At 74.1% G+C, this 17,545-nt stretch carries 20 protein-coding genes; 11 read left to right on the forward strand and 9 right to left on the reverse strand.

The features are described 5' to 3' along the window. The first annotated feature begins 283 nt into the window (after window positions 1–283). The 3 genes from SM577_RS23690 to SM577_RS23700 all read left to right on the forward strand — a co-directional run bounded on the left by SM577_RS23690 (window position 284) and on the right by SM577_RS23700 (window position 2,410). Window positions 284–1,240 (forward strand): HAMP domain-containing sensor histidine kinase, encoded by a 957-nt coding sequence (locus SM577_RS23690; protein ID WP_302922645.1) that lies wholly within the window; start codon window positions 284–286, stop codon window positions 1,238–1,240. After that, window positions 1,237–1,884 (forward strand): response regulator, encoded by a 648-nt coding sequence (locus SM577_RS23695; protein WP_302922644.1) that lies wholly within the window; start codon window positions 1,237–1,239, stop codon window positions 1,882–1,884. Before SM577_RS23690 ends, SM577_RS23695 begins: the two co-directional genes overlap by 4 nt. Window positions 1,885–1,951: 67 nt before the next feature. Continuing rightward, window positions 1,952–2,410 carry an Rv0361 family membrane protein gene (locus tag SM577_RS23700; protein ID WP_302922643.1) on the forward strand — a complete coding sequence of 153 codons (459 nt, stop codon included), beginning with the start codon at window positions 1,952–1,954 and terminating at the stop codon, window positions 2,408–2,410. A 28-nt stretch (window positions 2,411–2,438) separates the two neighbouring features. On the opposite strand, the gene SM577_RS23705 is transcribed toward SM577_RS23700, so the two are convergent. The 4 genes from SM577_RS23705 to SM577_RS23720 all read right to left on the reverse strand — a co-directional run bounded on the left by SM577_RS23705 (window position 2,439) and on the right by SM577_RS23720 (window position 6,379). Then, the gene (locus SM577_RS23705; RefSeq protein WP_302922642.1) at window positions 2,439–3,155 is read right to left on the reverse strand and encodes a thymidine kinase; all 717 of its coding nucleotides are present in this window, start codon (window positions 3,153–3,155) and stop codon (window positions 2,439–2,441) included. Between the two features lie 48 nt (window positions 3,156–3,203). Next, the gene (locus SM577_RS23710; RefSeq protein WP_109904943.1) at window positions 3,204–4,598 is read right to left on the reverse strand and encodes an MFS transporter; all 1,395 of its coding nucleotides are present in this window, start codon (window positions 4,596–4,598) and stop codon (window positions 3,204–3,206) included. Window positions 4,599–4,615: 17 nt separating this feature from the next. Then, window positions 4,616–5,383, reverse strand: coding sequence for a glycerophosphodiester phosphodiesterase family protein (locus SM577_RS23715; RefSeq protein WP_302922803.1), 768 nt, complete (start codon window positions 5,381–5,383; stop codon window positions 4,616–4,618). Window positions 5,384–5,602: 219 nt separating this feature from the next. Then, window positions 5,603–6,379, reverse strand: coding sequence for a lysophospholipid acyltransferase family protein (locus SM577_RS23720; RefSeq protein ID WP_302922641.1), 777 nt, complete (start codon window positions 6,377–6,379; stop codon window positions 5,603–5,605). A gap of 198 nt (window positions 6,380–6,577) precedes the next feature. On the opposite strand from SM577_RS23720, the gene SM577_RS23725 reads away from it, so the two are divergent. The 3 genes from SM577_RS23725 to SM577_RS23735 all read left to right on the forward strand — a co-directional run bounded on the left by SM577_RS23725 (window position 6,578) and on the right by SM577_RS23735 (window position 10,110). Continuing rightward, window positions 6,578–7,993, forward strand: coding sequence for a cytochrome ubiquinol oxidase subunit I (locus SM577_RS23725; RefSeq protein ID WP_302922802.1), 1,416 nt, complete (start codon window positions 6,578–6,580; stop codon window positions 7,991–7,993). Between the two features lie 15 nt (window positions 7,994–8,008). Continuing rightward, window positions 8,009–9,007 (forward strand): cytochrome d ubiquinol oxidase subunit II, encoded by a 999-nt coding sequence (cydB, locus tag SM577_RS23730; protein ID WP_474579766.1) that lies wholly within the window; start codon window positions 8,009–8,011, stop codon window positions 9,005–9,007. A 65-nt stretch (window positions 9,008–9,072) separates the two neighbouring features. Further along, on the forward strand, window positions 9,073–10,110 hold the full coding sequence (locus tag SM577_RS23735) for an NAD(P)H-dependent flavin oxidoreductase (RefSeq protein WP_474588000.1): 1,038 nt from the start codon (window positions 9,073–9,075) through the stop codon (window positions 10,108–10,110). 107 nt (window positions 10,111–10,217) lie between these two features. On the opposite strand, the gene SM577_RS23740 is transcribed toward SM577_RS23735, so the two are convergent. Then, window positions 10,218–10,676: a hypothetical protein gene (locus SM577_RS23740; protein WP_474588001.1), complete on the reverse strand. Its 459-nt coding sequence runs from the start codon at window positions 10,674–10,676 to the stop codon at window positions 10,218–10,220. A gap of 93 nt (window positions 10,677–10,769) precedes the next feature. On the opposite strand from SM577_RS23740, the gene SM577_RS23745 reads away from it, so the two are divergent. Next, window positions 10,770–11,228 carry a MarR family winged helix-turn-helix transcriptional regulator gene (locus SM577_RS23745; protein WP_302922637.1) on the forward strand — a complete coding sequence of 153 codons (459 nt, stop codon included), beginning with the start codon at window positions 10,770–10,772 and terminating at the stop codon, window positions 11,226–11,228. Between the two features lie 57 nt (window positions 11,229–11,285). Here SM577_RS23745 and SM577_RS23750 read toward each other — a convergent pair whose 3' ends face one another. From SM577_RS23750 to SM577_RS23760, 3 genes are all read right to left on the reverse strand, one after another. Continuing rightward, a complete protein-coding gene (locus tag SM577_RS23750; protein ID WP_474588002.1) occupies window positions 11,286–11,978 on the reverse strand; it encodes a hypothetical protein in 693 nt (230 codons plus the stop codon). 73 nt (window positions 11,979–12,051) lie between these two features. Next, complete coding sequence (locus tag SM577_RS23755) at window positions 12,052–12,507, reverse strand: peroxiredoxin (protein ID WP_474579763.1); 456 nt, start codon at window positions 12,505–12,507, stop codon at window positions 12,052–12,054. A gap of 42 nt (window positions 12,508–12,549) precedes the next feature. Next, window positions 12,550–13,383: a patatin-like phospholipase family protein gene (locus SM577_RS23760; RefSeq protein ID WP_474588003.1), complete on the reverse strand. Its 834-nt coding sequence runs from the start codon at window positions 13,381–13,383 to the stop codon at window positions 12,550–12,552. Window positions 13,384–13,459: 76 nt separating this feature from the next. On the opposite strand from SM577_RS23760, the gene SM577_RS23765 reads away from it, so the two are divergent. The 4 genes from SM577_RS23765 (at window position 13,460) to SM577_RS23780 (ending at window position 16,986) form a co-directional block, all read left to right on the forward strand. Then, window positions 13,460–14,188: an SDR family oxidoreductase gene (locus SM577_RS23765; RefSeq protein WP_474588004.1), complete on the forward strand. Its 729-nt coding sequence runs from the start codon at window positions 13,460–13,462 to the stop codon at window positions 14,186–14,188. A 12-nt stretch (window positions 14,189–14,200) separates the two neighbouring features. Further along, window positions 14,201–14,938: a class I SAM-dependent methyltransferase gene (locus SM577_RS23770; RefSeq protein ID WP_474588005.1), complete on the forward strand. Its 738-nt coding sequence runs from the start codon at window positions 14,201–14,203 to the stop codon at window positions 14,936–14,938. A gap of 25 nt (window positions 14,939–14,963) precedes the next feature. Next, complete coding sequence (locus SM577_RS23775) at window positions 14,964–15,212, forward strand: GNAT family N-acetyltransferase (RefSeq protein ID WP_474588006.1); 249 nt, start codon at window positions 14,964–14,966, stop codon at window positions 15,210–15,212. Window positions 15,213–15,390: 178 nt separating this feature from the next. Then, window positions 15,391–16,986, forward strand: coding sequence for a beta-N-acetylhexosaminidase (locus tag SM577_RS23780; protein ID WP_474588007.1), 1,596 nt, complete (start codon window positions 15,391–15,393; stop codon window positions 16,984–16,986). A gap of 52 nt (window positions 16,987–17,038) precedes the next feature. Here SM577_RS23780 and SM577_RS23785 read toward each other — a convergent pair whose 3' ends face one another. Further along, window positions 17,039–17,494 carry an Lrp/AsnC family transcriptional regulator gene (locus SM577_RS23785; RefSeq protein WP_302922630.1) on the reverse strand — a complete coding sequence of 152 codons (456 nt, stop codon included), beginning with the start codon at window positions 17,492–17,494 and terminating at the stop codon, window positions 17,039–17,041. Window positions 17,495–17,545: the final 51 nt, after the last annotated feature.

Consider the following 17,545-nt stretch of genomic DNA (forward strand, 5'->3'; position numbering starts at 1 on the left):
GGGCACCGGCGTCGCGTCGGGTACCGCGGGGACCGGCCGGCAGCGGTCACCCACGCCGGTCGGGCGTGGCATGCTGGCCCTGACCCCGGCCGCGCGGCGCGGCCGTGGCGCCACCGGCGGTGCGGCGCCTCCTCGGGCGGGGTGTGGGTGGGCCACGGCGGGCAAATGGGTGTCGCCACGCATGGACACCGGCCGCCGGCGCCGGACAGGCTGGTCCTCCGGTCCCGGACCGACCTGCGGTCCGGCCGGCCACGGCGGCGGGTCGGGGAAAGGGGGCGTACCGGTGTCGCTGTTCTGGCGGATCTTCCTGCTCAACGCCGCCGTGCTGGTCACCGCCACGCTGCTGCTGCTCGGCCCGGTCACGGTCTCCACCCCGGTGCTGCTCACCGAGGCGGTCGTGCTGACCGTGGGGCTGGTGGCGATGCTGGTCGCCAACGCCGCGCTGCTGCGGGTGGGCCTGGCGCCGCTGCGCCGACTGGCCCGCGCCATGACCACCATCGACCTGCTGCAACCCGAGCCGCGCCTGGCGCCCGTCGGCCCCGGCGGCACCGCCGAGCTGATCCACGCCTTCAACGCCATGATCGACCGGTTGGAGGCGGAGCGGGCCGCCAGCGCCGCCGCCGCGCTCTCCGCCCAGGAGGCCGAGCGGCGCCGGGTCGCCCAGGAACTGCACGACGAGGTCGGTCAGACGCTGACCGCGGTGCTGCTGGAACTCAAGCAGGTGGCCCGGCACGCCCCCGAGCCGCTGCGCGGGCAGCTGACCCAGGTGCAGGAGACCACCCGCGACAGCCTCGACGAGATCCGCCGGATCGCCCGCCGGCTGCGCCCGGGGGTGCTGGAGGAGCTGGGCCTGGTCAGCGCGCTCAAGGCGCTGGTCACCGAGATCACCGGGCACACCGACCTGGCCGTGGGGCTGCACCTCGCCGCCGACCTGCCCGCCCTCGGCGGCGACGCGGAGCTGGTGCTCTACCGGGTGGCCCAGGAGGCGCTGACCAACACCGTCCGGCACGGCAAGGCCACGACGGTCGAGCTGACGCTGGAGCACCGTCCGGGCACGGTCCGGCTGCGGGTCCGCGACGACGGGCGGGGCATCGGCGCCGCGCCCGAGGGCGCCGGCATCCGGGGCATGCGCGAGCGGGCCCTGCTGATCGGCGCCCAGCTGAGCGTGGGCCCGGCGCCGGGCGGCGGCACCGAGGTGCGGTTGACAGTCCCGGTGGCCGAGCGGGGTGGTGGATCGTGACCACCCGGATCCTGCTCGCCGACGACCACGCCCTGGTCCGCCGCGGCGTGCGGCTGATACTCGACAGCGAGCCCGACCTGACAGTGGTGGCGGAGGCCGGTGACGGGGCGGAGGCGCTGAGCCTGGCCGCCACCGAGCGCCCCGACCTGGTCATCCTGGACATCGCCATGCCCCGGATGACCGGGTTGCAGGCCGCCCGGGAACTGGCCCGCCAGCAACCGGACCTGCGCATCCTCATCCTGACCATGTACGACAACGAGCAGTACTTCTTCGAGGCGCTGAAGGCCGGCGCGAACGGCTACGTGCTCAAGTCCGTCGCCGACCGGGACCTGGTGGAGGCGTGCCGGGCCGCCATGCGCGACGAGCCGTTCCTCTACCCGGGCGCGGTCAACGCGCTGATCCGCAACTTCCTGGAGCGCAGCGCGCAGGGCGGCGACCCGCCGGCCCGGGCCATCACCGAGCGCGAGGAGGAGATCCTCAAGCTGGTCGCCGAGGGCCACTCCTCGAAGGAGATCGCCCGGCTGCTGTTCATCAGCGTCAAGACGGTGGAACGGCACCGGGCGAACCTGCTGCAGAAGCTCGGCCTGCGCGACCGGCTGGAGCTGACCCGCTACGCCATCCGGGCCGGCCTGATCGAACCGTGAGTCCCGGCGGCGCCGCCGGGCGGCTTTCCCGGGCACGGGCGGCGATGATTCTCTACCGTCGACAGATGTGGGCGGTGAGCAGCGGTGGAGCCGGCCGGCCCGGCGGCGCCGCCCGCTGCGCGCCGGCCTGGTCTTCGCCGGCATGGGCGTGGCGCTGTGCTGCGTCGGGGTGGCCGGGCTGGGCGCCTGGAACGTGCAGGTGGTGACCCGGGCCAGCGGGCCGGTACGGGAGACCGCCGACGAGTTCCTGCGGCAGGTGACCGCCGGGGACACCGACGGGGCGTACGAGCGGTTGTGCGCCGACGCGCGCACCCGGTGGAGCGAGATCGGCTTCACCAGCTGGGTGCGTACGCCGCCGGTGGTCAGCGACTACGAGATCGTCGACGTGTCGGTGGCCACCCGGCGGGGGCGCCCGCACGGCACGGTGTCGGTGAAGCTGACCCGCGACAGCGGCGCCACCGAGGAGCGCACCCTGTCCGTGGTGAACGAGGACGGCGGTTGGCGGGTCTGCGGCGACCCGTACTGACCCGGGCCGGGCCGGCCGGGCAGGCTGGTCAGCTGCTGCGTGGGCCGAGGTCGCCGGCGCGGTAGTGCCGCCGGCAGAGCACCTGGTAGCGGACCTCGGCGGTGTCCACGGTGTCGCCGATGACGACCTGCGCGCCCTCGCGGACCACCCGCCCGCCGACCACCCGGGCGTTGAGCAGCCCCTCCCGGCCGCACCAGCAGAGCACCTCGACCTGGATGCGGGCCACCTCGTCGGCCAGTTCGAACAGCCGCTGCGCGGCGGGGAACAGGCAGGAGCGGAAGTCGGTGGCGAGGCCGAAGGCGTACACGTCGACGTCGTAGCTGTCGACGAGTTCGGCCATCTGCTCGACGTGCTCGACGCTGTAGAAGCTGGCCTCGTCGCAGATCAGGTAGTCCACCCGCACCCCCTCGGCCCAGGTGTCGCGGACCAGCGCGCGCAGGTCGAGGTCGTCGGTGACCTCGACGGCCTCGTGGGTCAGGCCGATGCGGGTGGTGACCCGCGGGCCCAGCGACCGGTCGATGCGGGTGGTGACCAGGCCGCGGCGGCCCTGCCGGGAGTGGTTGTAGTTCATCTGCAGGGCCATCGTGGACTTGCCGCAGTCCATCGGCCCCCAGAAGAACTTCAACGCCGCCGCGTGCAGCGGCCGCCCGTCCACCCCGCGCGCCGCCGCGCAGCCCGCGGGCGTGTCGTGCGGGCCGGGCAGCGGGCGGGCCAGGCAGGTCAGGGCGGCGGCGTCGTCGGTCACGGTCGGGCAGCCTAACCGATCGACCCGGCCGGATCCGCCGGGTGCCGGTCAGAGCACCCGGGGCGGGGTGTTCCCGGCGGCGACGATGGCCCGGCGGATCGGCACGGCCAGCAGCAGCAGGAACCCGACCACGAAGAAGATCAGCAGGGAGACCAGGCCCACCCGGTAGGAGGAGGTGAGCTGGAAGACCAGGCCGAACGCGAGCGGGCCGAGCCAGCTGGTGCCCTTGTCGCTGATCTCGTAGAAGCCGTAGTACTCGCCCTCCTTGCCGGCGGGGATGAGCTGGCTGAACAGCGACCGGCTCAGCGCCTGGCTGCCGCCGAGCACCAGGCCGATGGCGGCGCCGAGGACCATGAACGGCAGCGGCGCCTCGGCCGGCAGCCGGAACGCGGCGACGATCACCCCGGTCCACAGCACGAGGCTCAGCAGCACGGTCTTCCAGGCGCCGATGCGCCGGGCCAGGGCGCCGAGGCTGAGCGCGCCGCCGAAGGCGAGGAACTGCACCAGCAGGATGGTGGTGATCAGCGTGCTCTGCCCCAGCCGCAGCTCCTCGGTGCCGTACTGGCTGGCCAGGGTGATGACGGTCTGGATGCCGTCGTTGTAGACCAGGAAGGCGAGCAGGAAGAACAGCGTCAGCGGGTACGCCTTGATCTCGCGCAGGGTGCGGCCGAGCTGGCGGAAGCCGTCGGTGAACACGTTGCCTCCGGCGCCGGCCAGCGCCGCGGCGGTGGGCCGCTCGCGCAGCCAGCGCAGCGGCACCAGGGTGAACAGCGCCCACCACACGCCGGCCGACACGATGGACCAGCGGGCCAGGTCCAGCGTGCGCTGCGGGTTGCCGTCCTCGCTGAGCAGGGTGACCGCGACCAGGTTGCCGGCCAGCAGCAGCCCGCCGCCGAGGTAGCCCAGCGCCCAGCCCCGGCTGGAGATGCCGTCGCGTTCGTCGGGTCCGCCGAGCTGCGGCAGGAACGAGTTGTAGACCACGATCGCGGCACCGAAGCTGATGTTGGCGATCAGGAACAGCGCCCCGCCGAGCAGGTAGCGGTCGCCCGTGACGAAGGCCATCGCCACCGTCGCCCCGGCGCCGGTGAACGCGGCGCCGCCGAGCAGCCGCTTCTTGTGCAGGGACCGGTCGGCGATCGCCCCCATCACCGGGAGCACGAAGACGGTGAGGAACACCGACAGCGAGATCAGGTACGGGTAGTACGAGCCGGCCGCGACCTTGATACCCAACGGGTAGACGAAGCCGTCGCAGCTGTCCGCGCCGAGTTCGCAGCCGGCCGCCAACTCGGTGACGGTGGTCAGGAACGGGCCGAGGAACACCGTGATGACGGTGGTCTGGAAGGCGGAGTTGGCCCAGTCGTAGACGTACCAGCCGGTGCGTTCGCGGCGGGTGCTGGCCGGGGCGGGGGCGTCGCCCACGGTGGGGGTGGCGGTCTCGGCCATCGGGTCCTCGTCGGGGGTCAGGCGGCCCAGTGGCCGCGGCTGCGGTAGACGTCGCGCAGCACGCCGACGTGATCGGTCATGATGCCATCCACCCCAAGATCAAGTAACTCGTGCATCTCGGTGGGTTCGTCGATCGTCCAGACGTGCACCTGCAGGCCGAGGCGGTGGCAGTAGGCCAGGAACCGGCGGTCGACCACACGGATGCGCCCGTAGCGCACCGGCACCTGCGCGGCGACCACCGACGGCGGCAGCCGCAGCGACCGCCCGTGCAGCGAGGCCATCCGCAGCCGGGCCACCCCGCGCATGCCGAGACCGGTGGCGACCCGGCCCCCGGTGAGCGCCCGCATCCGGGCCAGCCGGGCGTCGCTGAACGAGGCGAGCAGCACCCGGTCACCCGCACCGGCCCGCGCCACCGTGGCCACGGTCGGGTCGACGCCGCCGTCGGCCTTGACGTCGATGTTGAACCGCACCTGCGGCCAGGCGTCGAGCACCTCGTCGAGGCGGGGCACCACGGCGGCGCCGCCGACCCGTACCGAGGCGAGGTCGGCCCAGCGCAGCGCGGCGATGCGCCCCCGCTCGCCGGTGACCCGTTCCAGGGTCGGGTCGTGGAAGATCACCGCCACGCCGTCCGCGGTGGCGTGCACGTCGGTCTCCACGTACCGGTAGCCGAGGCCGATCGCGCGGGCGAACGCCTCGGTGGTGTTCTCGTCGCCCTCGGCGGCCCCGCCGCGGTGGGCGAACGCCAGCGGCGCGGGCGCGTCCAGGTAGGGGTGGGCGGTCAGCACGCAGCGCAGTATGCCGGCACCGGGTGGCGCGCGGGTGACCGGGCGGCGGCGGGTCCGCGCCGCCACGCCACGCACCGTCGGACCGGGGTGAGGCCAGGTCCGGCGTGCGGCATCGGCGGACCGGCGGCGGCAACCGGGCGATGCCCGGCGTGCGCGCCGGTGCCACCCACGGCGGTCGGGCCGGCGGGACCGCGCCACCGTGCCGGCCCACCCGGCCGGTCAGGCCGGTGGGCGGCGGCGGTGGGAGCGGCTGGTGTCGGCCGGGCGGCCGGGGTCGACGTAGCGGGGACGGTCGGGCTCGTCCGGGCGCAGCGGGGCCAGCTCGTCGGTGAGCGCGTCGATGATCCGGTCGGTGGCCCGCCGGGCCGCACCGGGGACGCCGTGGGCGAGGTCGGTCAGCTCGACCGGCCGGCCGAAGTGCACCCGGATCACCGGGCGGCGCAGCACCGACCGGGCGAGCCCGCGCAGCAACCCCTTCGGGGCGCGGTAGGGCACCACCTCGTGCGCTCCCCACTGGGCGACCGGGATCACCGGTGCGCCGCAGGCCAGGGCCAGCCGGGCGGTGCCGGTCTTGCCGCGTTCGGGCCACATGCCGGGATCCAGGCCGATCCGTCCCTCGGGGTAGACCAGGATCACCGACCCGCCGGCGACCGCCGCCGCCGCGTCGTCCAGGGCCTGGTGCACGGCGCTGGTGCCCCGCTCGACGCGGATGTGCCCGGCGCGGCGCATCGCCGCCCCGACGACGGGCGCGCGGAACAGCCCGCCGGTGGCCATGATCCGGGGGGCGACGCCGGCCGCCCGGCAGGCGGCGGCCATCACCACCGGGTCGAACGGGCTGATGTGGTTGGCGGCCAGGATCAGCGGCCCGCGCCGCAACTGCGGCGGGACGCCGCCGGTGACCTCCAGCCGGGCCAGCAGGGCGACGACGACGCGGGCGAGCAGCTGGGCGGCGCGCCAGATCAGCGGCGGCTGCCAGGGGGAGTGGGCGGTTTCCATCAGCGCGCAATGGTCGCACGGTCGGGCCCGGGGCCGGGGGTCAGGGCGGGCAGTGGTCCGCCGGGACGGGGGCCGCCCGGCCGGGGTGATCAAGGTCATTGGTCCCGGTCCGGTTCGGGACCCCCGACCCTGCCGATCCGTCTACGACCGGCAGTAGTATTTACTACGTCTCGTAGTATGACAGCCTGGGGGTTGCAGGTGGACGCGTTGGACGTCGCCCGCTGGCAGTTCGGTGTCACCACCGTCTACCACTTTCTCTTCGTACCGCTGACCATCGGCCTGTCCGTGCTGGTCGCCATCCTGCAGACGCTGTGGCACCGCACGGGCAACGAGAAGTACCTGAAGCTCACCAAGTTCTACGGCAAGCTCTTCCTGATCAACTTCGCGATGGGCGTGGTCACCGGCATCGTGCAGGAGTTCCAGTTCGGCATGAACTGGAGCGACTACTCGCGCTTCGTCGGCGACATCTTCGGCGCCCCCCTCGCGATCGAGGCGCTGGTCGCCTTCTTCCTGGAGTCGACCTTCATCGGCCTGTGGATCTTCGGCTGGGACCGGCTGCCCAAGCGGCTGCACCTGGCCGCCATCTGGGCCGCCGCGATCGGCACCAACCTGTCCGCCTACTTCATCCTGGCGGCCAACTCGTTCATGCAGAACCCGGTGGGCTACCGGATCAACCCGGAGACCGGCCGCGCCGAACTCACCGACTTCCTCGCGGTGCTGACCAACAAGGTCGCCCTGGTCACCTTCCCGCACACCATCGCCGGGGCGTTCCTGGTCGCCGGCTCGCTGCTGGTCGCCGTCGCGCTGTGGCACCTGATCCGCAACCGCGACTCGGCCGACACCCCGGCCTACCGGTTCGCCGCCACGTTCGGCTCCTGGGTCACCCTGGTCGCCACCGCCGGCGTGGTCGTCACCGGCGACATCCAGGGCAAGATCATGACCGAGGTGCAGCCGATGAAGATGGCCGCAGCCGAGGGCCTCTACACCACCGAGAGCCCCGCCTCGTTCTCCGTGCTCACCGTCGGCAGCCTCGACGGCAGCCGGGAGCTGTTCGCCATCAAGATCCCGTACCTGCTGTCCTGGCTGGGCACCGGCGACCCCAACGGCACCGTGCACGGCATCAACGACCTGCAGGCCCAGTACGCCGCCCAGTACGGCGCCGGCAGCTACACCCCGATCATCCCGGTCACCTACTGGAGCTTCCGTTTCATGATCGCCTTCGGGCTGGCCGCCGCCGCGATCGCGCTGCTGGTGCTCTGGAGCCAGCGCAAGGGCCGCACCCCGACCAGCAGGTGGCTGCTGCGCGCCGGCCTGGTCATGCCGCTGCTGCCCCTGGTGGCCAACTCGTTCGGCTGGATCTTCACCGAGATGGGCCGCCAGCCGTGGATCGTCTTCGGCGAGATGCTCACCCGTGACGGCGTCTCCCGCAGCGTCTCGCTGACCGAGGTGCTCACCTCGTTCACCGCGTTCACCCTGATCTACGCCACCCTCGCGGTGATCGAGGTGAAGCTGCTGCTGCGCTACGCCAAGGCCGGCGTGCCCGACGTCAGCCCGGCGACCGAGATCGACGACAGCCACGACGACGCCGAGCGCCCGCTCGCCTTCGCCTACTGACCACCGGAGACCACCGTGGAACTCACCACCATCTGGTTCCTGCTCGTCGCCGTCCTGTTCACCGGCTACTTCATCCTGGAGGGCTTCGACTTCGGCGTCGGCATGCTGCTGCCCGTGCTCGGCCGCGACGACCGGGAACGCCGCGTGCTGATCAACACCATCGGGCCGGTGTGGGACGGCAACGAGGTGTGGCTGATCACCGCCGGCGGCGCGATGTTCGCCGCCTTCCCCGAGTGGTACGCCACCCTCTTCTCCGGCTTCTACCTGCCGCTGCTGCTGATCCTGCTGGCGCTGATCGCCCGCGGCGTCGCCTTCGAGTACCGGCACAAGCGGCCCGAGCCGTCCTGGAAGCGGCGCTGGGACGCGGCCATCTTCTTCGGCTCGCTGGTGCCGGCCGTGCTGTGGGGGGTGGCCTTCGCCAACATCCTGCGCGGCGTGCCGCTGGACGCAGAGCACGAGTACGTCGGCGGCCTGCTCGACCTGCTCAACCCGTACGCCCTGCTCGGCGGGGCGACCACGGCGGCGCTGTTCCTCACCCACGGCGCGGTCTTCGTCGCGCTGAAGACCGTCGGTGAGGTGCGCGAGCGGGCCGGCGCCCTCGCGGTGCGCCTGGGCGTCGGCGCCGCGGTGCTGGCGGTGGCGTTCCTGACCTGGACGCTGGGCATCCGCTCCAGCACGGCCGCCGTCGTGCTCGCCGTCGCCGCGGCGCTGGCCCTGCTCGGTGGTCTCGCCGCCGCCCGGGTACGCCGGGAGGGCTGGGCGTTCACCGGCACCGCGGTGGCGATCGGCCTGGCGGTGGCGACGCTGTTCGCGGCGCTGTTCCCGAACGTGCTGCCGTCCACCCTGGACGCGGCCGGGACGCTGACCGCCAGCAACGCCGCCTCCACCCCGTACACCCTGAAGATCATGACCTGGGTGGCGGTGGTGTTCACCCCGATCGTGCTGGCCTACCAGGGCTGGACGTACTGGGTGTTCCGCAAGCGGATCGGCGTGGCGCACATCCCGCAGCACTGACCCACCCCCGGCCGGCCCGCCCGCTCCCCGGGGCGGGCCGGCCGGCGCCCGGCTAGGGTGAGCCGGTGACCGGCGCACCCTGGCGCGACCTGTTCGGCTGCGCGTCTCCGCTGCTCGGCGCCCCGATGGCCGGTGGCGCCACCACCGGCGCCCTGGTGCGGGCGGTCGCCGCGGCCGGTGGCTTCGGTTTCCTCGCCGCCGGCTACCGCACCGCCGAGGCGGTCGCCGCCGACCTGGCCGACCTGCGCGCCACCGGCACGCCGTGCGGGGTGAACCTGTTCGTGCCCGGCCCCCGCGAGATCGACGAGGCCACCTTCCGCGCCTACGCCCGCCGGATCGCCGCCGAGGGCGAGCCGTACGGGCTCGACCTGGCCGCCGCGGCCCCGGTGCACGACGACGACCACTGGGCCGGCAAGATCGACCTGCTGCTGGCCGACCCGGTGCCGGTGGTCAGCTTCACCTTCGGGCTGCCCGATCCGGCGGCGGTGGCCGCGCTGCGCCGGGCCGGCTCCCGGGTGCTGGTCACGGTGACCTCGGCCGACGAGGCGCGCGCCGCCGGCGACCTCGGGGTCGACGGCGTCGTCGCCCAGGGCACCGAGGCCGGCGGGCACAGCGGCACCCACACGCCGCGCCGCCCCGCCCCGCCGCTGTCCACCGGTCCGCTGGTACGCGTCGCGGTCGCGGCGACCGGCCTGCCCGTGGTGGCCACCGGCGGGGTGGCCGGCCCGGACGACGTGCGTGACCTGCTCGCCGCCGGCGCGGCGGCGGTGGCGGTCGGCACGCTGCTGCTGCGTACCGACGAGAGCGGCGCCAGCCGCACCCACCGCGACGCGCTGGCCGACCCGGCCCGCACCGGCACCGTCGTGACCCGCGCCTTCACCGGCCGGCCGGCGCGCGGGCTGCGCAACGCCTTCATCGACCGGTACGAGCCGGACGCGCCGCTGGGCTACCCGGAGCTGCACCACCTGACCCGAGGGATGCGGGCGGCGGCGGCCGCGGCCGGGCACCCGGACCGGGTGCACCTGTGGGCCGGCACCGGCTACCGGCACGCCACCACCGGCCCGGCCGCCGCCGTGGTGGAGCGGCTGACCGCGACGCTCTGACCCGGCGGCGCGCCGGCCGGGCCCCGGGGCGGGCCGAGCGCGGCCGTGGTGCGGCCCGCACGCCGCCGCGAGCGGCGGCCCTGCGCCGCGGGGGTGACCGGCCCGGGTCACGCCGCCGTGGGCGCGTCGTTCCCGGTCGCCGCCAGTTCGGCGTCGGCCCGCTGCTTGAGCAGGGTGAGCACGCGCCCGGCCACGGCCAGGTCGGCGGCCGGGATGTCCGCGTACAGCCGGGCGGCGATGACGGCGACCACGTCCGCGACGCGGCGCTGCACCTCGCGGCCGGCGTCGGTGAGCGCCAGTGCGGCCCCGCCGTCGGGCAGCGCCCGCAGCAGCCCGCCGGCGACGAGGTCGTCCACCGCGGTCAGCACCACCGACCGGTCGACCTTCAGCGCGCCGGTCAACCGCTCGACGAGGTGCGCCCGGACGACGGTCCCACCCTCGGCGGCGACGGCGTTGAGGGCGAGGGACTGGTGGAAGGTGAGGCCGAACCCGACCAGCTCGCGTTCGAGCACGGCCCGGGTCGCGTAGTGGGCCTGGCCGATGACCTGGCCGTTGACGGTGGTCATGACGATCCTCCTGATGTTGGCGGAGCCAATGTTGGCGCGGCCAACGATAACGGGATTCGTGGGTCCTGCCAACAACCGGGTTAGGCTCTGCCCATGGACCACATCGGCGAGTCGGAAACCCCCACCCGGCTGCGTACCACCCCCAGCTGGCTGCTCACCCAGACCGCCGCCCACGCCGGCCGGCTGGTCAGCGAGGGATTCGGCGGCATCGGGGCGCGCGGCTACCACTACCGGATCCTGGCCGCGCTCGACGAGTTCGGCCCGGCCAGCCAGGCCGACCTGGGCCGGCGCGGCGGCATCGACCGCAGCGACGTCGTCGCCACCGTCAACGAACTCGTCGCGAAAGACCTCGTGGTCCGCGCGCCCGACCCGGCCGACCGGCGCCGCAACGTCATCACCATCACCCCCGCCGGGCAGCGCGAGCTGCACCGCATGGGGGAGACCCTGGCCGCCGTCCAGGACGCCCTGCTGGCCCCGCTCACCGCCACCGAACGCGGCCAGCTCACCCGCCTGCTCGGCAAGCTGCTCACCCACCACCGGCAACGCCACTGACCGGCGAAACGCCGGCGGGGCGGACGGCCACCGCCACCCGCCCCGCCACCGGTCGGCTCAGTGCGCCTCGCGCAGCTCCGCCAGCCGGGCCTCGATCTCCGCCAGCTCGGCGCGCAGCCGCTCGGCCTGCTGCTCGGCCTCGGCCCGTTCGGCGGCCAGGATCTGCTCCACCGCCTCGTGCACCCCCGGCACGTCCACCAGCGCCACCATCCGCAGCGCCTCCGCCGGCTTCACCACGTACGGCTTCGCGAGGGCCTTGCTGCCCTGCTGCGCCGCCACCGTCCACTCGCCGTCGGTGTAGGCCAGGGTGACCGTCAACCCGGCCGGCCCCTTCGGCTTGGCCGCCTTGGCCGCCCGGCGCGCCGGCTTGGCCGCCTCCACCGTCTGCACGCTCGACTCCTCCCGCCGCGCCGGTCGCGGCGCCGGCACCCGGTTTAACACGAACTCCGGCTCCGCCGGCGTGACCGGCGGCTCCGGCTCGGGCTGCGGCTCCGCCGCCGCCTTGCGCCCGGCGCCCCGGGGCGCCACCGCCACGTCCGCGGGGGAGAACGGCAACTCGTCGCGGCCGAACCGCACCACCACGAACTCCTCCGACACCGCCGGGTCGGTCAGCTCCACCACCTGGCCGACCTGCCCGGCGATCTGCCCCGCCGCGGCGGTGAACACCACCTTCGGCTTACGGCCGGCCGCCAGCGCCTCCCGGAAGCTGCGCACATCGTCGTCGGACAACCCCTGGCCAGCGGCACCCATCAGCAACCTCTTCCGTACACCTGTTTGATGCCTGCCTTGATACCAGCCGGCTGCGACAGCGCCGCGCCGGGGATCACCCACCCAGCGCCCGCAACGCCCGGTCCGCGTGCCCGGTCATGCTCAGCTCACTGTGGACCACCTCGATCAGCCGGCGGTCGGTGCCGATCACGAACGTGACCCGCCGGGTGCTCAACGGGCCCAGCGGCAGCCGCCGCCGCACCCCGAACCGCTCGGCCACCGCGCCGTCGGCATCCGACAGCAGCGGGTAGTCGAACCCGTGCAGCCGGGCGAACTCCGCCTGCTTCGCCACCGGGTCACGGCTGATCCCCACCCGCTGCGCGCCGAGCGCCGCGAACTGCGCCGCCAGGTCCCGGAAGTGGCAACTCTCGGCGGTGCAGCCACGGGTCATCGCCGCCGGGTAGAAGAACAACACGACCGGGCCGGCCGCCAGGAACTGCGACAACCGCCGCTGCGTGCCCGTCTGGTCCGGCAGCGCGAAGTCCTCCACCACGTCCCCGACACCCAGCACCGCGCACCTCCACCCTCGACACCGACGCGGCGAGCGTAGAGGTCAACCCCACACCGCGGCCACCTGGTCACGCACCGCCGCCGCCTGCGTCCGCCCGGCCCGGGCCGCCGCCGCCCGCCGCGCCGGGTCCAGCACGTTGCGCCCGATGGCCGCCCGCGCCGCCGCGTCCGGCGACACCACCGCCACCCGCGCCCCCGCCGCCCGCAACGCCGCCACCTGCGCCGACAACCGGGGCATCGGCCCGAACGCGGCAGCGGTCGGCGCCAGCACCACGACCCGGTCCGCGCCCCGGGCCAGGTCCGCGTTCACCGCCGAGCGCATCCCGCCGTCGATGAACCGCCGCCCACCGATGGTCACCGGAGGCCACACCCCCGGCACGGCGCAACTGGCCCCCACCGCGTCCACCAGCGACACCCCGCTGTCGGCGTCGAAGACTACGAACTCACCCGACGCCGCGTCCACCGCGGTCACCAGCAACCGCCGCGCCGGCCAGTCCCGCTGCGGCAGCCGCGCCTCGATCACCGCCCGCCGCGACGCCTCCGACGGGGTACGCGCGGCCACCGCCATCGCCCCGATCCGGGCCCGCGACCGCACCGCGTCCCGGGTACGCCCGCCCGCCCACACCAGCCGCGCCACCGCCGCGAACCCGAACCGCGCCGCCGCCTCACCGCCCGGCGACGCCAACTGCGCCTGGTACAACTGCTCGACCGGGCGGCCCGAGCACACCTGCGCGCCCACCACCGACCCCGCCGAGGTGCCCACCACCAGGTCCGCCCCGGCCAGCGCGACACCGCTGTCGGCCAGCCCGGCGAGGATCCCCAGCTCCCAGGCCACCCCGGTCACCCCACCGCCGCCCAGCACCAACGCCCGCGTCATGTGATGTTCCCCTCCCCGCCGGCCCGTGCCGGTCACGGTAGCGTCGGCGCAGCGGCAACGGCAGGGGAGAGGTGCGTTGGATCCGGTCACCGTCATCACCGGCGGCAGTCGCGGCATCGGTGCCGCCACCGCCCGCCGGCTCGCCCGCGCCGGGCACCACGTCGCGCTGTCCTACCGCCGCGACCGCGACGCCGCCGCCGCCGTCCTGGCCGACCTGCACGCCGCCGGCGTACGGGCGATCGCGGTGCCCGCCGACACCCGCGACCCCGACCAGGTCACCGCGCTGTTCGACGCCGCCGCCGACCTCGGCGAGCTCACCGGCCTGGTCAACAACGCCGGCGTGACCAGCCCGATCGGGCCGTTCACCGACCTCGACCCGGCCGACCTGCGCGAGGTCGTCGACGTCAACCTCATCGGCTACGTCCTCTGCGCCCAGCAGGCCGCCCGCCGGATGGGCGGCGGCGCCGCCATCGTCAACATCTCCTCCGCCGCGGCCACCCTCGGCAGCCCCGGCGAGTACGTCCACTACGCCGCCGTGAAGGCCGCCACCGACACCCTCACCACCGGCCTGGCCAAGGAACTCGCCCCCCGCGGCATCCGGGTCAACGGCGTCGCCCCCGGCATCATCCGCACCGACATCCACGCCCTGTCCGGCATGCCCGACCGCCCCGACCGGGTCGCCGGGCGGATCCCGCTGGGCCGCGCCGGTGAACCCGACGAGGTCGCCGCCGCGGTGGCCTGGCTGCTCAGCCCGGAGGCCTCCTACACCACCGGCGCGGTGCTGCGGGTCGCCGGCGGCCTCTGACATCATCGGCCCATGACCGGAGTCTTCGGTGACGTCGCCGACCTGTACGACGACGCCCGTCCGGGATACCCGGCCACCATCGCCGAGGCCATCCGCGCCTACCACGGCGGCGCCCCGAGCCGGGTGGTCGAGCTCGGCGCCGGCACCGGCAAGGCCACCGAGGTGCTGCTGCGCCTCGACGCCCCGATCACCTGCGTCGAACCCGACCCGCGGATGGCCGCCGTGCTGGCCACCCGCTACCCGCAGGTCACCGTGGTCGGTCAAACCTTCGAACAGTGGCAGCCGCCCGCCGGGGGCGTACCGGTGATCGCCTGCGCGCTGGCCTGGCACTGGCTCGACCCGGCCACCCGCAACCAGCGCGCCCACGCCGCGCTCACCTCCGGCGGCACCCTGGCCGTCTTCGGTCACAAGTACGGCTACGCCGACCCGGCACAGGGCGCCGCCGTCGACGCCGCGCTGCGCGCCATCGACCCCACCGTCCAGGAACGACCCGCCGGCTGGTTCGCCCACGACATCACCGACAGCGGCCTGTTCACCGATATCCGGGTCGACACCGTGCACCGCGACATCCCGCTGCGCACCGACGGCTACCTGCGCCTGCTGCAGACCTTCGGCCCGTACCGGCAGCACCCCGCCGAGCAGCAGGCCCGCGCGCTGACCGCGCTACGGTCCGTGGTGGACGGCTTCGGCGGCACCGTGGTGCTGCGCCTGTGCACCACCCTGGTCCTCGCCCGCCGGCCACACCGGTAGCCGAGGGGTCGGTGAGGATCGCGGCATGCCCCTGCTCGTCCCGCCGCTGCTGGCGCCCGGCACGATGGCGCGACTGCCGCAACCCGAGATCGACGCCGACGGCGTACGACTGCGACCCTGGCGGCGCAGCGACCGGGCCGCCGTGGTCGCCGGCTACGCCGACCCGGCGATCCGCCGCTGGCACTGCCGGTCGATGACCGACGACGAGGCCCGCGCCTGGATCGACGGCTGGCACGACATGCACCTGCACGCCCGCCTGCGCGACGGCCCCTGACCACGGGCCGACCCTCCGCGCGCGCCGCCGCCGCCGAATCCGATCGAGGCGGTGCGGGCCCTCGGGGAGCCGCCGAACGAACCACAACGATAAGGAAGGTTTACAGTTCGGGTGTGACCCGGGTAGCGTCCAGGACTGATCGACAATCACCGATCACGACGAGCGCCTGGAGGTATCCGTGCGTCGCCGCCACACCCTCACCCGCCTACTGGCCACCGCCGCCCTCGCCCTGCCGATCGCCCTGCCCGCCGCGCCGGCCGTCGCCGCACCGCCCACCCCGACCCGGCAGCTGAGCGACGTCATCCCCGCACCCGTCGAGACCCGCCCCAACGCCCGCGGCACCTTCACCCTCGGCCCGCTGACGGTCATCCGCACCGCACCCGGCTCCGCCGACGCCTGGCGGGTCGGGCGCCAACTCGCCGACACCCTGCGCCCCGCCACCGGCTACCCGCTGCCCGTGCTGCCCGTCCGCGCCACCCCGCTGCCCGAGATCGCCCTGCTCCTCGGCGGCGCGGAAGCCCGCGTCGGCCAGGAGGGATACCAGCTCGACGTCACCCGCCGCGGCGTCACCATCCGCGCGAACACCGCCGCCGGACTCTTCGCCGGCACCCAGACCCTGCGCCAACTGCTGCCCGCCGAGATCGAGGCGGACCACCGGCAGCGCACCACCTGGACCGTCCCCGGCGGCCGGATCGTCGACCACCCGCGCTTCGCCTACCGCGGCGCCATGCTCGACCTGGCCCGGCACTTCCACACCGTCGACGAGATCACCGCCTACATCGACCTGCTCAGCCAGTACAAGATCAACTACCTGCACCTGCACCTGACCGACGACCAGGGCTGGCGCATCCAGATCGACTCCTGGCCGAAGCTCACCACCGTCGGCGGCGGCCCCGGCACCGGCGTCGACGGCGTCGGACCCGGCTACCTCACCAAGGCCGACTACAAGGCCGTCGTCGCCTACGCCGCCGCGCGGCACATCACCATCGTCCCCGAGATCGACATGCCCGGGCACACCAACGCCGCCCAGTCCACCTACGCCGAACTCAACTGCGACGGCGTCGCCCCGCCGCCGCGCACCGACATCGCGGTCGGCTACAGCTCCCTGTGCATCCACGACGAACTGACCTACCGCTTCGTCGAGGACGTCATCCGCGAGGTCGCCGCCATCACCCCCGGTCCCTTCCTGCACATCGGCGGCGACGAGGCCCACGCCACCACCGACGAGGACTACCGCACCTTCATGCAGCGGGTACTGCCCCTTGTCGCCAAGTACGGCAAACGCGCCTCCGGCTGGAACGAGATCACCCAGGTCGACCCGCCGACCGACGTCGTCGCACAGTTCTGGGGGACCGGCACCACCAACGCCGACCTCGCCGAGGCCGCCGCCCGCGGCAACAGGGTCGTCATGTCCCCGGCGAACAAGGCCTACCTCGACATGAAGTACGACCGCACCACCCGCCTCGGACTGTCCTGGGCCGCCTACATCGAGGTACGCGACGCGTACGACTGGGACCCGGCGCAACGGGTGACCGGCGTGGGGGAGCAGGCCGTCCTCGGCGTCGAGGCCCCACTCTGGTCCGAGACCCTGCGCACCCTCGACGACATCGAGTACATGGCCTTCCCACGGCTACCCGCCATCGCCGAACTCGGCTGGTCCACCGCCGCCAGCCACGACTGGGAATCGTTCCGCACCCGGCTCGGCGCCCAGGCACCCCGCTGGCGCCTGCAACAGGTCGACTTCTACCCGTCCCCGCAGGTGCCGTGGCGCTGACCCACCGACCCCGCGGGTCCGGACCGCACCCGGCCCGGACCCGCGGGCACCATCACGACCCCGGCCGGCCCACCGGACCACGGTAGGGCAGCGTCTGGCTGTAGACGATGTTGGTGGTCGTGCTGCCGAACCGGGCCAGCTCGTTGACCAACTCCTCCAGGTGCACCATCGACGTGGCGGCCACCTTGAGCGAATAGCAGTCCTCGCCGGTGGTACGCAGGCACTCCAGGATCTCCACGCGCTCCCCGAGCAGCCGGTGCAGCGGCTCGTGCCGGCTGCCGGGATACTTCAGACGCACCACGGCGAGCACCGGATAGCCGACCTTCACCAGGTCGACGTCGGCCCGGTAACCGGCGATGACCCCTGCCGCCTCCAACCGCTTCACCCGTTCGGTCGTCGCCGAGGCACTCAGGTTCACCCGTCGCCCCAACTCGGTGAGCGGCACCCGCCCGTCCCGCTGCAGCTCCCTCAGGATCGCCCAGTCCGTCGCGTCGAGACTCTCGGCCATCCGGGAAAACTACCGGCAGATCCACTACAGAAACGCCCACCCCCCGGCCGA

This window comes from Micromonospora desertarenae (genome assembly GCF_056150265.1).

Bases quoted from the DNA above. Each gene is read 5' to 3' on its own strand.
- SM577_RS23710 (WP_109904943.1), bottom strand. From the start codon at position 4,598: ATGGCCGAGACCGCCACCCCCACCGTGGGCGACGCCCCCGCCCCGGCC.
- SM577_RS23720 (WP_302922641.1), bottom strand. From the start codon at position 6,379: ATGGAAACCGCCCACTCCCCCTGGCAGCCGCCGCTGATCTGGCGCGCC.
- SM577_RS23740 (WP_474588001.1), bottom strand. From the start codon at position 10,676: ATGACCACCGTCAACGGCCAGGTCATCGGCCAGGCCCACTACGCGACC.
- SM577_RS23745 (WP_302922637.1), top strand. From the start codon at position 10,770: ATGGACCACATCGGCGAGTCGGAAACCCCCACCCGGCTGCGTACCACC.
- SM577_RS23750 (WP_474588002.1), bottom strand. From the start codon at position 11,978: ATGGGTGCCGCTGGCCAGGGGTTGTCCGACGACGATGTGCGCAGCTTC.
- SM577_RS23760 (WP_474588003.1), bottom strand. From the start codon at position 13,383: ATGACGCGGGCGTTGGTGCTGGGCGGCGGTGGGGTGACCGGGGTGGCC.
- SM577_RS23770 (WP_474588005.1), top strand. From the start codon at position 14,201: ATGACCGGAGTCTTCGGTGACGTCGCCGACCTGTACGACGACGCCCGT.
- SM577_RS23775 (WP_474588006.1), top strand. From the start codon at position 14,964: ATGCCCCTGCTCGTCCCGCCGCTGCTGGCGCCCGGCACGATGGCGCGA.
- SM577_RS23785 (WP_302922630.1), bottom strand. From the start codon at position 17,494: ATGGCCGAGAGTCTCGACGCGACGGACTGGGCGATCCTGAGGGAGCTG.